Raw genomic sequence first — 15430 nt, forward strand, 5'->3', positions numbered from 1 at the left:
GATATTTCAATCGGTTTTGCTTTGCGTTTCGGCTTGGCCGGACGCGGTTTATTGCTTGCGCCAATAGTTTAAAAATTCATCTGCCAGGCCTTCCGGGTTGGCGCGTTCCGTCCACGACAAGGGGGCATCGTAATACTCCAATTCGTGTACCAGCACGGGAATATTTTTACCGAACGTTCCGGCGATCACGCCCTCGGCAAACAGGCGTTGCACCACGGCGACTTGGGTTTCGACAAAGGCCTGGTAAAACTCGTTCGATTTCTCGTCTATTCCACTGCTTTCGTCTTCATCGTCGCCGTCAAACATGGCTTCGTATTGTTCTTCGGTGTAGGCAAAGGGCGCGTTTGCCAGCCATGCTTGGAGTTCTTGGTTGTTTCTATATGCGTCTATGCCCAACAATTCGACTTCGTCTTGCAGCCAATAGGCATAATTCCACTTGGCTTCGTCATCCTGATTAAGCGTCTCACCCTTCTTGCCTTCAAACTGCCCGCAAGTGTTGTAGCTGACCGAAAGGCCGGGCAGCCACTCATCACCGCCCCGCACCCAGAACGATAAGGCATATACATCATCCCGAATCTCTTCAGGCAGCCCGGCCAATGCGGCGGCGGTTTTCTGAAAAACCATATCGGCAAAGGCTTGTTGCTTATCCATTCTGTATTTCCTTCAATCACGGCTGCCGGAATATTGGGCTTCAGGCTACCTGAAAACTCTGCGGGCGTTCCGTTCTTTAACGGTACGGCGCATCGGCCGCTTTGCGCTTGGCGATTTCGGCTTCGTATTGATCGCCGATGGCTAGGAGCATCGGTTTGGTGAAGTGCAAATCGCCTTTTTTCTCGCCGTGGTATTCGAAGATATGGGTTTCCACAATCGCATCGGTCGGGCAGGCTTCTTCGCAGAAACCGCAGAAGATGCACTTGGTTAAATCGATGTCGTAGCGGGTGGTGCGGCGGGTGCCGTCTTCGCGCTCTTCGCTTTCAATATTGATTGCCATGGCGGGGCAGACGGCCTCGCACAGTTTGCAGGCAATACAGCGTTCTTCGCCGTTCGGATAGCGGCGTTGGGCATGTAGGCCGCGAAAGCGCACGGATTGCGGCGTTTTTTCTTCGGGGAAGTAAATCGTGTCTTTGCGGGCGAAGAAGTTTTTGAGCGTTACGCCCATGCCTTTCACCAATTCGCCCAGCAGGAAGGTTTTTACTAAATTAGCCATTTTCGGATGCTCTTTTCGGATTATTCTGTTTACAGGCCGTCTGAAAGCGGTTTTCTAACCTGCCGCGCCCACCATTTCTAAAAACTCGGCTTCGGTCAGCTTAGGGGTATCGTTGGCCAAGTCGTAATACGGAGCCTTGCAATCGATAAAGATTTGCGAGGTGGTTTCAAAGCCCGCGTTGTCGGCAAACAGCCCGGCGTTGATGTAGTAATCGTTGCCAACCTGCACAAACAGATGTGTGCCGCAGTGTTTGCAAAAACAGCGTTGCGCCCATTCGGACGACTGATAATGCGCAATATGCTCGCTGCCGGTGATTTCGGGCGACTGGGCGGCCAAAGTAAAAGACGCGCCGCTGCCCCATACGCGGCATTTTCCGCAATGGCAGGCGTGGAGTTCGCGGTTTTCGGCGGTTTCCAGTGATACTGCGCCACACAGGCATTGAGCTTTCATTAGGTTCTCTCGGTTTGAAACGGTTAAAAATTTGGGTTTCAGGCTACCTGAAAACTTTCAGACGGCCTCCCTGCCCTATTTCCACAAGCTCCACGGCGAAGCCATCCACAGGCCGTAGAAAACGATGGCGACAAAGCCGATGGGAATCAGCACTTTCCAGCCCAAACGCATGATTTGGTCGTAGCGGTAGCGCGGGAAAGTGGCGCGAATCCACAGATAGCCGTAGAGCACGAAGGCCATTTTGGCAAACATCCAAATCGGGCTGGGCGTGCCGACGATGCCCCAGCTTTGCGGGAAGGGCGACAGCCAGCCGCCGAGGAACATGATGGAGGTGAGCGCGCCGATTAGGATCATGAAGATGTATTCGGCGAGGAAAAACAGCGCAAAGGCGAAGCCGGAGTATTCAACGTGGAAACCGGCCACGATTTCGGATTCGCCCTCGGCCACGTCGAACGGGGCTCGGTTGGTTTCGGCCACGGCGGAAATCAGGTAGACGAGGAACACGGGGAACAGGGTGAACCAGTTCCACGAGAAAATCGAGCCGCCCGCGATACCGGTGCTTTGCGCGGCCACGATGTCGTTGAAGTTCAGGCTACCTGAAACCATGATCACGCACACCAGAGCCGCGCTCATAGCGATTTCGTAGGAAATGGTTTGCGCGGAAGAACGCATCGCACCGAGGAAGGCGTATTTGGAGTTGGACGCCCAGCCGGCAATAATCACGCCGTACACGGAAAGCGAGGTAATCATTAAGATATACAGCAGCCCGGCATCGACTTTGGTTAAAAGCCATTGGTCGGAAAACGGCACCACCGCCCACGCGGCAAACGAGGGCGCGAGCGAGAGCATGGGGCCGATGTAGAACAAGGCTTTATTGGACGAGCTGGGGCGGGTAACTTCTTTAAACAGCAGCTTCAACACGTCGGCAAACGGCTGAATCAAGCCCCACGGGCCGGTAACGTTCGGGCCGACGCGCAGCTGCATGAAGCCGATGACCTTACGCTCGAAGTAGGTCAGGTAGGCCACAGTCAGAATCAGCGGCACAAGGATAATCACGATTTTGACGACAATCGACACTAAGAGGCCGATGTCGTTGCCCGCCGCGCCGAACCAGCCGGCAAACAGGGCTTGAAACCATTCCTGCATCATCAGACTCCTTCCAGTTCAATCGCGTTCATCAGCCCGCCCAGCGCAGCGTTGGCCGGATGCTGCGGCAGGTGGACAACGTTAAGCGGCAAAGTGTTGTCGGCCACCACAGTTACGCGCACGCGGCTGCCGTTCTGCACGGCTTCGGCAGTTGCGCCGTCAGCCAAACCGAGCGCGGCCAGCGTATCGGGGTGGACGCGGGCGGCGGGCACTTGGGCGTGCGAGGTTTGCTGCAGGGCTTCGGCGCGGCGCACGATGGCATCGGTGTGGTAGATGCCCACGCCGCCGGTGCGGATCAGGCCTGCGGCGGCCGGAGCGGCTTCGCCCTGCCAGCTGCTGCGGTTGTTCAGTTTTTCAGGTAGCCTTTGGGCATCCAGCGCGTCGTGCAGGATTTGCTCGCTGCTGTCGTATTCGAAGCCTTCCAGCTCCAGCAGGTTGCCCAGCACGCGCAGGATTTTCCACAGCGGGCGGCTTTCGCCCAGGCCTTTTACTACGCCGTGGAAAGATTGCAGACGGCCTTCCATGTTGACGAAGCTGCCGGAAGTTTCGGTGAACGGGGCAATCGGCAGCAGCACGTCGCACACGTCAAGCAAGGTATCGCTGACGAACGGGGTGAACGCCATCACGCTCTTGGCCTGTTTCAGCGCGGCCACGGCGGCGGCTCCGCCTGCCACGTCGGCTTCCGGCTCAACGTTGAGCAACAGCACGGCCTGCTTCGGCGCGGCAATCATTTCGGCAATGCTGCCGCTGTCGGCGTTCAGCAAATCCGCACCCACGCTGTTGGCAGCCTGCGGCAGGATACCGAATGACGCGCCGGTTTGTTCGGCCAGCCTTTGGGCGGCGGCGCAAATTGCGGCGTAGTCGGGGTGGTTTTGCGCTTCCGCGCCGAGCAGGACGGCGGCTTTTTCCGCGTCTTTCAAACCGGCGTGAATCGGGTTGGCGGCATCAGCGGCGAGATTTTTCAGGTAGCCTGCCCATTGGTTCGGATGCAGGGTTTCCTGTGCGGCCAAGGGCATATGCAGTTGTTCTTTACGCGCGGCCACCACGCTGATTTTGCTGCCTTGGTTGGCGGCCACGCGCAGGCGGGCGGTGAGCAGCGGCTGCTCTTGGCGCAGGTTCGCACCCACCACCAGTACGGCTTGTGCATCGGAAAGGTCGGCGATATTGCAGCCCAGCCATTGCGCGCCTGCCAGCGTGCCTTTCAAACGGCCGTCTTGTTCGCGCAGGCGGGTGGAGAAGTGGCGGCTGCCGATGCCGTCGGCCAGTTTTTTCGCCAGATAGAGTTCTTCCAGCGTGTTCATGGGGTTGGCCCAAAAGCCGATTTGCTCTTGGTTGCCGTCTTTGGCGATGCATTCGATGCCGTTGCGCACGTATTCGAGCGCGGTTTGCCAGTCTACATCAATCCATTCGCCGCCTTGTTTGATTTTCGGGTTTTTCAGACGGCTTTCGTGGTTCAGGCCTTCGTAGGCGAAGCGGTCGCGGTCGGACAGCCAGCATTCGTTAATGGCTTCGTTTTCCAGCGGCAGCACGCGGCGCACGGTGTGTTCTTTGGTTTGCACAATCAGGTTGCTGCCCAATGCGTCGTGAGCGGACACGGATTTGCGGCGGTTCAATTCCCAGGAGCGGGCGTTGAAGCGGAAGGGTTTGCTGGTGAGCGCGCCCACGGGGCAGAGGTCGATAACGTTGCCGGAAAGTTCGGTTTCCACCGCGCGGCCGATGAAGGTGAGGATTTCGGAATGTTCGCCGCGGTTGGCGATGCCGATTTCCTGATTGCCGGCGATTTCTTCGGTGAAACGCACGCAGCGGGAACAGTGGATGCAGCGACTCATTTCCCGAGTAGAAATCAGCGGGCCCATGTCTTTGGCCACCACGGCGCGTTTGGCTTCGGTGTAGCGGGTAGTGGATTTGCCGTAACCGACAGCCAAATCCTGCAGCTGGCATTCGCCGCCCTTGTCGCACACGGGGCAGTCGAGCGGGTGGTTGATGAGCAGGAATTCCATCACGCCTTCCTGCGCTTGTTTGGCCATTTTGGAATGGGTATGCACCACCATGCCGTCGGTTACCGGCGTGGCGCAGGCGGGCAGAGGCTTGGGCGCTTTTTCCACTTCCACCAGGCACATTCGGCAGCTGGCGGCGATGGAAAGTTTTTTGTGGTAACAGAAGTGGGGGATGTAGGTGCCGAGCTTCTGCGCCGCTTCAATCACGGTCGCGCCCTGCTCTACCGATACTTCCTTACCGTCAATGCTGATTTGTAACATGGTGTATTTCCTACGTTACGGGTATTTAAAATTTTTAGTTGTGAGGCCGTCTGAAAAAAGGCGGCGGCCTGCGGGCTGTGTTTCAGGCAGCCTGTTTTCAGACGGCCTTTTTACTTTCAGTTAGCCCAATTATTCCGACAGCTAGCACCACTTGTGCTCTTTCATCGGTTTGCCGTGTTCGATGTAGTGGACGAATTCGTCGCGGTAGTGCTTCATGAAGCCGCGCACGGGGAAAACGGCGGCGTCGGCAAGGGCGCAGATGGTGCGGCCGGCCATGTTGTTGCCGATGCTTTCCAGGAGTTCGAGGTCTTCCATGCGGCCTTGGCCGTTTACGATGCGGTGAACGATGCGGTAGAGCCAGCCGGTGCCTTCGCGGCAGGGGGTACATTGGCCGCAAGATTCTTCGAAGTAGAAGTAGCTCAATCTTTCCAAGGCCTTAACCATGCACACGTCTTCGTCCATCACGATAACCGCACCCGAACCGAGCATGGAACCCGCTTTGGCGATGGCGTCGTAGTCCATGGTGAGGGTCATCATCATGTCGCCGGGAATCACGGGCGAAGACGAGCCGCCCGGAATAACGGCTTTCAGTTTTTTACCGCCGCGGACGCCGCCTGCCATGGCCAAAAGGTCGGCAAAGGGCGTACCGAGCGGCACTTCGTAGTTACCCGGGCGTTCAACGTGGCCGGACACGGAGAAGAGCTTGGTACCACCTGCATTGGGAATGCCTTTGTCGGCAAAGGTTTGACCGCCGTCGCGGATGATAAACGGGACGGAGGCGAAAGTTTCGGTGTTGTTGATGGTGGTGGGTTTGCCGAACAAACCGAACGAAGCCGGGAACGGAGGTTTGAAGCGCGGCTGGCCTTTTTTGCCTTCGAGCGATTCGAGCAGCGCGGTTTCTTCGCCGCAGATGTATGCGCCGTAGCCGTGGTGGGCGAAGAGTTCGAAATCGAAACCGCTGCCCAGGATATTTTTACCGAGGAAGCCTGCTTCCCGGGCTTCAGCCAAGGCGGCTTCAAAGCGTTGGTAGCCTTCGAAAATTTCGCCGTGAATATAGTTGTAACCGGCACACGCGCCCATGGCATAGCCGCCAATAATCATGCCTTCAATCAGGGCATGCGGATTGAAACGGATGATGTCGCGGTCTTTGAAGGTGCCGGGTTCGCCTTCGTCGGTGTTGCAGACGATGTATTTTTCACCGGGGAAGGAACGGGGCATGAAGCTCCATTTCAGGCCGGACGGGAAGCCGGCACCGCCACGCCCGCGCAGGCCGGAAGTTTTGACTTCGGCAATCACGTCGTCTTGCGGCGTTTTTTCGGCCAGAATTTTACGCAGGGCGGTGTAGCCGCCGCGTTTGACGTATTCGTCCAGCGTCCAGCAATCGGGATTGGCGGTATCCACTTGGTCAAAAATCACGCCTGATTGGTAAATAGCCATTTTGGTGTGCCTATGTGTTTCGGTTTCTGCTGCGGCCTTGTCGGTTTCAGACGGCCTGTCAATATTGCGGTGTTTTTCAGGTAGCCTGTTAGGCTGTCTGAATAGGGTTTTCTGTTTTCTTTCTGTTCGGTTTCGGGGCGGCCTGCGTTGGTTTTTCAGACGGCCTTTACGGTTTCAGGTAGCCTCTAACCCAATTCGGCGAGTTTGGCTTCAATCGCTTCTTCGGTCATGAGGCTGCACATTTTATGGTTGTTCAGCAGCATCACGGGAGCATCGCCGCATGCGCCCATGCACTCGCCTTCAACCAGGGTGAATTTGCCGTCGGGCGTGGTTTCGCCGTAGCCGATGCCGAGTTTTTTCTTCAGATATTCGCCTGCATCCACGCCGCCGCGCAGGGCACAAGGGAGGTTGGTGCAGACGGTGAGTTTGTATTTGCCGACAGGCTTGAGGTCGTACATATTGTAAAAGGTAGCAACTTCATAGGCCTGCACGGGAGGGATACCGATGTAGTCGGCAACAAATTCGATGGTCTCGGGGGCGAGCCAGCCTTTTTCGGTTTGCGCAATACGCAGCGCACCCATGATGGCGGAGCGGTGGCGCTCGGCCGGGTATTTGGCCAGTTCGATATCGATTTGTTTCAAGGATTCTGCGGATAACATTAGCGGTCTACCTCTCCGAATACGATGTCTTGCGTGCCGATGATGGCAACGACATCGGCGAGCATGTGGCCTTTGGCCATTTCGTCCATGCCTTGCAGGTGGGCGAAGCCGGGGGCGCGGATTTTCAGGCGATAGGGTTTGTTGGCGCCGTCTGAAATAATGTAAACGCCGAATTCGCCTTTAGGGTGTTCCACGGCGGTGTAGGTTTCGCCTTCAGGCACGTGCATACCTTCAGTGAAGAGTTTGAAATGGTGAATCAGGTCTTCCATACCTGTTTTCATTTCGGTGCGTTTGGGTGGTGCGACTTTGTGGTCATCCACGATGACGGGGCCGGGATTAACACGCAGCCAATCAACACACTGCTGAATGATGCGCACGGATTGACGCATTTCGTTGATGCGGCAGAGATAGCGGTCGTAGCAGTCGCCGTTCACGCCGACGGGAATGTCGAAATCCATTTTATCGTAGACTTCGTAGGGCTCTTTCTTGCGCACATCCCATTCAATGCCCGAACCACGCAGCATCACGCCGGTGAAGCCTTTTTGCAGGGCACGCTCAGGAGAAACCACGCCGATACCGACAGTACGCTGTTTCCAGATGCGGTTGTCAGTCAGCAGGGTTTCGAGAGTGTCGATGCGGTCAGGGAAGCGTTTGCAGAAGGCTTCAATGAAGTCGAGCATGGTGCCTTCGCGTGCTTCATTCAGCTCTTTCAATACTTTGGCATTGCGGAATTTGCTGGCTTCATATTTGGGCATGAAGTCTGGCAGGTCGCGATATACGCCGCCGGGGCGATAGTAGGCGGCGTGCATGCGCGCACCGGAAACGGCCTCATACAAATCCATCAGCTCTTCACGATCGCGGAAGGCATAGAGGATGGCGGTCATTGCGCCGATGTCGAGGGCGTGCGAACCGATGCCCATCAGGTGGTTGAGGATGCGGGTTACTTCCGCAAACATGGTGCGGATGTATTTGGCGCGAATGGGGATGTCGATGCCGAGCAGTTTTTCGATAGCGAGACAGTAGGCCTGTTCGTTTACCATCATGGAAACGTAGTCCAGCCTATCCATATACGGCAGGGCTTGCAGGTAGGTGCGGGTTTCGGCCAGTTTTTCGGTGCCGCGGTGCAGCAGGCCGATGTGCGGGTCGGCACGGACAATGGTTTCGCCTTCCAGCTCCAAAATCATGCGCAATACGCCGTGGGCGGCAGGATGCTGCGGGCCGAAGTTGATGGTGTAGTTTCTGAGTTTAGTGGCCACCGTAGTTCTCCTCGCGGACGACGCGCGGGGTAATCTCGCGCGGCTCGATAGTTACAGGCTGATAGATAACGCGTTTTTCGGTTTCGTCGTAACGCATTTCAACATAGCCGGAAATAGGGAAATCTTTGCGGAAGGGGTAGCCGACAAAGCCGTAGTCGGTAAGGATGCGGCGCAGGTCTGGGTGGTTTTCGAAAACGATGCCGTACATATCAAAGGCTTCGCGTTCGTACCAGTCGGCGCTGTTGTAAATATCGATAACGGATTGAACCAACGGGAAATCGTCGTTTTCCGCCCACACTCGCACGCGGATACGTTGATTATTCTTCACAGATAACAGCTGGCTGACCACGGCAAAACGTTTACCGGACCAAGGTTCGTTTTTATAAGTGCTGTAATCGACACCGCACAAATCCACCAAGAGCTCAAAGTACATTTCTTCGTGGTCGCGAAGGGTTTGCATAATATCGAGATAGTATTCAGGACGGCATTCGACAGTTACTTCATCCAAAGCCAACAATACTTTATCCGCCTTACCTTCCAAGATGCGCTGTGCCGCGCTGTATAAATCTTTCGGGTGCATGGTGCGCTCCTAGTTGCGGGCAATGGTGTAAGTGCGCTTGATTTTGCCCTGAAGCTGAATCAGGCCGTAAATCAAGGCTTCGGCAGTCGGCGGGCAGCCGGGCACATACACGTCTACCGGCACCACACGGTCGCAACCGCGCACCACTGAATAGGAATAATGGTAATAACCGCCGCCGTTGGCGCACGAACCCATCGACAACACCCAACGCGGTTCGGCCATCTGGTCGTACACGCGGCGCAGGGCGGGTGCCATTTTATTGGTCAGCGTACCGGCCACAATCATCAAGTCGGATTGGCGTGGCGACGGACGGAAAATGATACCGAAACGGTCGAGGTCGTAACGCGCCATACCGGCATGCATCATTTCTACTGCGCAACAGGCCAAACCGAAGGTTACCGGCCACAGCGAGCCGGTACGCACATAGTTGAGCACGGTATCCGCGCTGGCGGTAATGAACCCTTTGTTCAGAATGCCTTCTACTCCCATTCCAGCGCTCCTTTTTTCCACTCGTATACAAAACCCACACCGAGCACGGCGATGAAGACAAACATCGACCAGAAGGCAAACTGCCCCGACTGAGCCAGCAAATCTTTGAACACCACTGCCCACGGAATCATAAATGCCACTTCCAAATCAAACAGGATGAACAAAATTGCCACCAAGTAATAACGCACGTCAAACTTCATGCGCGCGTTTTCAAACGCCTCGAAGCCGCACTCGAACGGCTGGTCTTTTTCGGCATAGTGGCGCTTGGTGCCCAGCAGCGTACCGAGCAGGATAAACAGCACGCCGGCAATCAGGCCGACCAAAATAAAGACAAAAACGGGAAAATAGTTAGCCAACATGGTTTGCACTCTGAAATAGACATAAAAATGCAGGTAAAACCAACGCGCATTGTAACCAAATTTTTTTCCGCATTCAAAATAAACAGGCTAAAAAGCACAATATTATCATTATATTATAATGATAATAATTTTCGATATTAAAATAGTGCTGGGAAGCATTACATCTCTCTACAGAGTTTTGATTTAAATCAACACCATAAGCTTAGCCGTATAAAATATATGGATATAGCGCATGATTTCCCTGCTGCAGGCTACCTGAAAGCAGTTTGTCGCCTCAGTGCAAAAACGTGTAGAATACGCCGGTTTGCTATTGATGCCAGATTGGGGCGCCAAACTTATGGATCCTTCCGGTTCCCATCCGATTTTGTTTTCCCTTATTTATTCTTCCTGATTTCTCCCGTGCGCCATTACCGTGATGCACGGTAAGGAGTGCGCATGCCTACCCTACTGCCCTCTTCCGAACAACCACAGATCGACACCGGCCGTATTCACGAACTGGCCGATGCCCTGCTGCCCGTGTCCAACACAATCCGGCCTGACAGCGTGCTGGATAATCCCTATCTCAACAGCTGCCTGGCCGAACTCATCGAAATTTTGCACGAGCTGCATCCGGCCGATATTGCTGCCGTACTCGAATCGCTGCCGCTGCAATCGCGCCTGTTGGTGTGGAAATTGGTGGAGCCGGAGAGCGACGGCACCATTCTGCTTGAAGTATCTGATGCCGTTCGCGAATCTCTGATTGAAAACATGGAGCGGCAGGAAATCCTGGCCGCCGTGGAAGACATGGACGTGGACGACTTGGCCGAGCTGGCCGACGACCTGCCGCGCCAAGTCGTGGCCGAAGCCCTGCAATCATTGGATGAAGACGAACGCGCCAAAGTACAGGCCTCCATGTCGTTTGCCGACGACCAAGTGGGCGCCATCATGGACTTCGAGCTGGTGAGCATCCGTGCCGATGTTACCTGCGAAGTGGTGATGCGCTACCTACGCCGCTTCGAGAGCCTGCCCGACCACACCGACAAAATCTTCGTAGTTGACGAAAACGACGTCTTACAAGGCGTGTTGCCCATCCGCAAGCTCCTCGTGGCCGACCCCGACGAAATCGTTGAGCACATCATGGCACGAGACATTGTGCTCTTCCGCCCCGAAGACAACACCGAAGAAGCCGCGCAGGCGTTTGAGCGTTACGACTTGGTAACCGCGCCCGTGACCGATGCCGATGGTAAGCTTATCGGCCGCCTGACTGTGGACGAAATGGTGGACGTGATTCGTGAAGAAACCGAAGCCGATATGTTGAACATGGCCGGTTTGCAGGAAGACGAAGACCTGTTCGCTCCCGTGCTTGATTCCGTGAAAAACCGCTGGATGTGGCTGGCCGTGAACCTCTGCACTGCCTTCCTCGCCAGCCGTGTAATCGGTGCATTCGAAGGCAGCATTGCTCAAATTGTCGCCCTGGCCGCGCTAATGCCGATTGTGGCCGGTATCGGCGGTAACTCCGGCAACCAAACCATCACCATGATTGTGCGTGCTATGGCCATGGGGCAGCTTTCAGGTAGCCAGGCGCTGCATCTGTTGCGCAAAGAAGTGGGGGTGGCGCTGATCAACGGCGTGATTTGGGGCGGCGTGATGGGCGTGGTGGCCTGGCTGCTGTATAAAAACATCGGCATCGGCCTAGTGATGGTAGCCGCCATGACGCTAAACCTGCTGCTCGCCGCCACCGTTGGAGTACTGATTCCTGTGATTATGGATAAACTCGGCCGCGATCCGGCACTGGGCAGCTCGGTACTGATTACCGCTGTTACCGACTCCGGCGGCTTCCTGATTTTCCTCGGGCTGGCTACAATCTTTTTGCTTTAATATCAAGCTTAAATTTTCAGGTAGCCTTTTCCTACCACACAAAGGCTACCTGAAAAATTTAGCGACAGAAAACTTATAGCTGCAACAATGCATGAAGAAGTAAGTATTTTAGTTATCCTCCACCATACGGCGATAGCCACTTCAATTAAAAAAAGGCTACCTGAAAGCCTCTCGGCACTTTCAGGTAGCCTTTCCCTTTAACTCAATACAGTTGGTTAATGCCCCGTTTCCATCTTTGCCACCTCATGCGGATTAAGGCGGGCATGGTCTTCCTGCCCCAAGCCAACCAGTTGGCGCAGGCGGGTCATATAGAGGTTCACATCCAGTCCCTGCCCGTTGCGCTGCGCGCTCCAGATGGTTTCGGCCAGCGCATCCATCATATCGTGTTCGGCGCGTACCCAGTCGCCGGCATAGCGGCCTTGTAGCTCGTGGTGGATAGCGCGGATGCCGGGCGGTTGGTCGATATCGCTTTGCTCTTGTATCGAAAGGTGCAGCGACAGGTGCAGGAAGGGATTGGTCTCGCCCTGCTCCGGCGTCCAGTTGTGCTCGAGGTAGCGTTCGATATTGTCGAGATAATGGTGGTATTCGGGGTGGGCTTCGATGATGCGCAGGGCTTTTTGCTGGAGTTTGTCCAATTGCAGCGGGGCAAGGCGTTGCCGCCATACGTCGGCAAAAAAGCGGCGCACGTCGTGGGTGTTTACGTCATACATTTTCAGGTAGCCTTTGGCACTTAATCGCGGATAACCAAGGTTTTGGCCAACATATCCTGCCCGGTGCGGCGGTTGCCGTCTTCCATAAACATCATCAGGATGCAGGCCGCGGCCACCACCAAGGAGAGCATGCCGCCGATAAGCGGGAGGAATTTCAGCAAGATAGCCAGCGGCAGCAGGATGGCGGCTTCGCGCAGCAGAAGGTATTGCACCAGGCTGGGGTCGCTGCCGTCTTCGCTAATCACGCGGATGCCCATAATGCGTTTGCCCAGGCTTTGCCCGCTATTGGCCATCAACATGGCCTGCCCGACCACATAGGCAAGCATCGTGCCGTAGCCGATGAGCGCAGGGTTGCCAAAATTGCTTCCCAACAGGCCACCAATCGAGCTGACAAGAAAGCCGACACCGGCTGTAATCACCAGCATCATCAATAGGTTCAATGCTGCTGCCGCTATCCGCCGCCACGGCGCCGCCAGCTCCACATTGATGCCGTCTTCATCAAACACTTCGTCTTCCAACACGGCAGAGCGGAAAACTTGTTTGATCTCTTCACCTATCTGACTATTGAAATTTGGTTTACGAAAATCCCGCATGATTTTTCCTTTCTGATTAGACCTGTTGACAGCTACTTTTCCAAACAGATTTTACCCCAAAGGCGGCAGATTCGAGGCGGAAACCGTAGTAAGGTTGGACACCTTGCGAGGATTTCCAACACGGAAGATGCCGCCTTTGGGGCAAAAAGACGCGGAAACCAATAGTTGTCAGCAGACCCGAGTCTGACGGTTTGCTTATCGGGCTACCTGAAATCTGCCTCCCGCTGTTTTCAGGTAGCCTGTGATATACCGCTACTGATAGCGCTGCCCATTATGCTCCAACCAGCCATCCGCATGCCGGCCGGCCGGGTCGTGGTGCGTCCAGTGGATCACGCCGCCTTGGGCGTTGTATTCGTATTCGCCGGAAAAGCCCACCGTGTCGCCGCGCTGCAAACGCGGAATGCGCGGCGCGAGGTCGATATTGTGCGCCACCAATACGGTTTGGCCGTTGGAGAGTTTCATGATGAAACGCTGGTGGCGCGAGCCTTGGGTGTCGTCGGGCAGAGTGCGGTGCACTTTACCGCTGCCGCTCACCTGCACATCGCTGCGCTGCTCGGCAAAGGCTTGGGCAATCAGTTCAGCGCCATCTGCTGCCGTCTTGGCAGAGGGTTGGGTAGCGTTTTGGCGTGGCGTACGCGCCTGCTCGACTACGGCGGTTTGCGGCCGTGCCACTCCCTGCTCCGGCTTGGATTTTGGCTGTTCGGCAAAGTGGAAATAGGCGGCGATGCCGAGCAACACCAAGAGCCACAGCCATTTGTTTTGTTTCTTATTCATTGTTGTTTGGATTGGTTGGCGGGCTACCTGAAAGTTTGTGCTTGCGGAGGCGGCGTTTTAGCTTCGCAGAAACTCCACTTCCTTCGGAAGCTCCGTTTTAGCTTCGCAGAAACTCCGCCTCCTTCGGAGACTCCGTTTTCAGGTAGCCTCAAACGGGTTAATCGTCGTGCCGCACATCGGGCAAGAGCAGGCTCAGCAGAATCGCCAGCAGCGCGCACAAGCCCACGCCGGCAAAGCTGAAACTGCCCAGCTTCATTTCCATGCCACCCACGCCCACGGTGAGTACCGAGCTCACAATCACCAGGTTTTTCGGCTGCATCAGGTTTACTTGCGCATCGATCAGCGTTTTCAGCCCCAGCGAAGCAATCGTGCCGAACAGCAGAATCATCACCCCGCCCATCACCGGCAACGGAATCGAAGCCAGGAAAGCATTGAATTTGCCGAAAAATGCCATGCAGATGGCGAAGATGGCTGCCCAAGTCATGATGGCCGGATTGCTGTTTTTAGTGAGCATTACCGCGCCCGTTACCTCGCCGTAAGTGGTTACCGGCGGGCCGCCGATCAAACCGGCCACGCACACGCCCAGACCGTCGCCGGCCAGCGTTCTGTGCAGCCCCGGCTCGGCCGCGTAATCCTTACCGGTTACCTTGCCAATGGCCATGATGCCGCCGATATGCTCAATCGCCGGCGCAATCGCCACCGGCAGCATAAACAGCGCGGCCTGCCAATTCACCTGCGGCGAATGGAAATGCGGCACAGCAAACCACGGCGCGGCCGCAATCGGCGCGGTATCCACCATGCCCATGGCCAGAGCCATCAAATAGCCGGCCGCCACCCCGATTAAAATCGGCACCAGCTTCATCATCTTGCTGCCAAACACCGCCACCATCACGGTTACTGCAAAGGTAAAGCCGGAAAGCAGCAGCGAATGGGTGTAATCCAGCACCTGATTGCCACCGGCCTGGCCCATCGCCATGCTGCTGGCCACCACCGCTACCGAAAGCCCGATCACCATAATCACCGGCCCGATCACCACCGGCGGCAGCAATCGGCTAACCATCGGCAGCCCGAAATACTTAATCAGCGCGGCAAACACAAAATACATAAAGCCCGCTGCAAACAGCCCGAACATCGTGCCGCCCATGCCCCATTCCTGCATGGCATAGATAATCGGCGCGATAAACGCAAACGACGAACCCAGAAAAATCGGTACCTTGCGGCCGGTCAGCGCCTGAAACAGCAGCGTACCGATGCCCGCGCCCAACAGCGCCATCGCTGGGTTCAACCCTGTGAGCAGCGGCACCAGCACCATGGCGCCGAAGGCCACAAACAAAATCTGCGCCCCCGCCACTGCGGTTTTAAACGATTGAAACATGTTTCCTCCTCGAAAAATTCAGTCGGCAAAACGGGCGGGATTATACCTGAGAGCCTGTGCCTCCGCATCGCTTGGGCTACCTGAAAATATGAAAATTTAGTCGATGCAAAACTACTTCGGCAAAAGGACAGGCAAAGCAATGCTGCAGCCCAAACCAAATGAATCCGGCATATAGTTTTCAGGTAGCCTGCCATATTGCTTATAGGCTACCTGAACCGGTGGAAACACGCTTCGCACACACAGACATACAAAAGGCTACCTGAAAATTTTAGCTTCGCAG

General features: G+C 55.7%; 16 protein-coding genes. 1 reads left to right on the forward strand and 15 read right to left on the reverse strand.

The features are described 5' to 3' along the window. Nucleotides 1-48 precede the first annotated feature (48 nt). The 11 genes from HMPREF2796_RS08850 to ndhC all read right to left on the reverse strand — a co-directional run bounded on the left by HMPREF2796_RS08850 (nt 49) and on the right by ndhC (nt 9841). Nucleotides 49-651, reverse strand: a complete 603-nt coding sequence (locus HMPREF2796_RS08850) for a hypothetical protein (RefSeq protein ID WP_070632982.1) — start codon at nt 649-651, stop codon at nt 49-51. 76 nt (nt 652-727) lie between these two features. Then, nucleotides 728-1207: an NADH-quinone oxidoreductase subunit NuoI gene (gene nuoI / locus HMPREF2796_RS08855; protein ID WP_003822940.1), complete on the reverse strand. Its 480-nt coding sequence runs from the start codon at nt 1205-1207 to the stop codon at nt 728-730. A 54-nt stretch (nt 1208-1261) separates the two neighbouring features. Next, nucleotides 1262-1657: a GFA family protein gene (locus tag HMPREF2796_RS08860; RefSeq protein ID WP_070632984.1), complete on the reverse strand. Its 396-nt coding sequence runs from the start codon at nt 1655-1657 to the stop codon at nt 1262-1264. Between the two features lie 75 nt (nt 1658-1732). Then, nucleotides 1733-2803 (reverse strand): NADH-quinone oxidoreductase subunit NuoH, encoded by a 1071-nt coding sequence (gene nuoH / locus HMPREF2796_RS08865; RefSeq protein ID WP_035580103.1) that lies wholly within the window; start codon nt 2801-2803, stop codon nt 1733-1735. Nucleotides 2804-2805: 2 nt separating this feature from the next. Further along, nucleotides 2806-5061 (reverse strand): NADH-quinone oxidoreductase subunit NuoG, encoded by a 2256-nt coding sequence (nuoG, locus tag HMPREF2796_RS08870; protein ID WP_070632986.1) that lies wholly within the window; start codon nt 5059-5061, stop codon nt 2806-2808. A gap of 141 nt (nt 5062-5202) precedes the next feature. Continuing rightward, nucleotides 5203-6498 (reverse strand): NADH-quinone oxidoreductase subunit NuoF, encoded by a 1296-nt coding sequence (nuoF, locus tag HMPREF2796_RS08875; RefSeq protein ID WP_003822945.1) that lies wholly within the window; start codon nt 6496-6498, stop codon nt 5203-5205. 185 nt (nt 6499-6683) lie between these two features. Beyond that, nucleotides 6684-7157: an NADH-quinone oxidoreductase subunit NuoE gene (gene nuoE, locus HMPREF2796_RS08880; RefSeq protein WP_070632988.1), complete on the reverse strand. Its 474-nt coding sequence runs from the start codon at nt 7155-7157 to the stop codon at nt 6684-6686. After that, the gene (nuoD, locus tag HMPREF2796_RS08885; protein ID WP_070632989.1) at nt 7157-8413 is read right to left on the reverse strand and encodes an NADH dehydrogenase (quinone) subunit D; all 1257 of its coding nucleotides are present in this window, start codon (nt 8411-8413) and stop codon (nt 7157-7159) included. Before nuoD ends, nuoE begins: the two co-directional genes overlap by 1 nt. Further along, nucleotides 8403-8993, reverse strand: coding sequence for an NADH-quinone oxidoreductase subunit C (locus HMPREF2796_RS08890; RefSeq protein WP_070632990.1), 591 nt, complete (start codon nt 8991-8993; stop codon nt 8403-8405). Before HMPREF2796_RS08890 ends, nuoD begins: the two co-directional genes overlap by 11 nt. 9 nt (nt 8994-9002) lie before the next feature. Beyond that, entirely contained in the window at nt 9003-9482 is a 480-nt protein-coding gene (locus tag HMPREF2796_RS08895) for a NuoB/complex I 20 kDa subunit family protein (protein ID WP_003771161.1), read from the reverse strand. Then, the gene (gene ndhC, locus HMPREF2796_RS08900) at nt 9473-9841 is read right to left on the reverse strand and encodes an NADH-quinone oxidoreductase subunit A (RefSeq protein WP_070632992.1); all 369 of its coding nucleotides are present in this window, start codon (nt 9839-9841) and stop codon (nt 9473-9475) included. Before ndhC ends, HMPREF2796_RS08895 begins: the two co-directional genes overlap by 10 nt. Before the next feature lie 435 nt (nt 9842-10276). On the opposite strand from ndhC, the gene mgtE reads away from it, so the two are divergent. Continuing rightward, nucleotides 10277-11698, forward strand: a complete 1422-nt coding sequence (mgtE, locus tag HMPREF2796_RS08905) for a magnesium transporter (RefSeq protein WP_070632993.1) — start codon at nt 10277-10279, stop codon at nt 11696-11698. Nucleotides 11699-11913: 215 nt separating this feature from the next. On the opposite strand, the gene HMPREF2796_RS08910 is transcribed toward mgtE, so the two are convergent. The 4 genes from HMPREF2796_RS08910 to HMPREF2796_RS08925 form a co-directional block, all read right to left on the reverse strand. Beyond that, a complete protein-coding gene (locus HMPREF2796_RS08910) occupies nt 11914-12408 on the reverse strand; it encodes a DUF1841 family protein (RefSeq protein WP_070632995.1) in 495 nt (164 codons plus the stop codon). A 20-nt stretch (nt 12409-12428) separates the two neighbouring features. Beyond that, entirely contained in the window at nt 12429-13001 is a 573-nt protein-coding gene (locus HMPREF2796_RS08915) for an RDD family protein (RefSeq protein ID WP_070632997.1), read from the reverse strand. A 252-nt stretch (nt 13002-13253) separates the two neighbouring features. Then, nucleotides 13254-13775: a DUF3465 domain-containing protein gene (locus tag HMPREF2796_RS08920; RefSeq protein WP_070632999.1), complete on the reverse strand. Its 522-nt coding sequence runs from the start codon at nt 13773-13775 to the stop codon at nt 13254-13256. Nucleotides 13776-13932: 157 nt separating this feature from the next. After that, entirely contained in the window at nt 13933-15150 is a 1218-nt protein-coding gene (locus tag HMPREF2796_RS08925; RefSeq protein ID WP_003822960.1) for a uracil-xanthine permease family protein, read from the reverse strand. Nucleotides 15151-15430: the final 280 nt, after the last annotated feature.

This window comes from Eikenella sp. HMSC071B05 (assembly GCF_001811325.1).
GTDB lineage: Bacteria > Pseudomonadota > Gammaproteobacteria > Burkholderiales > Neisseriaceae > Eikenella > Eikenella corrodens.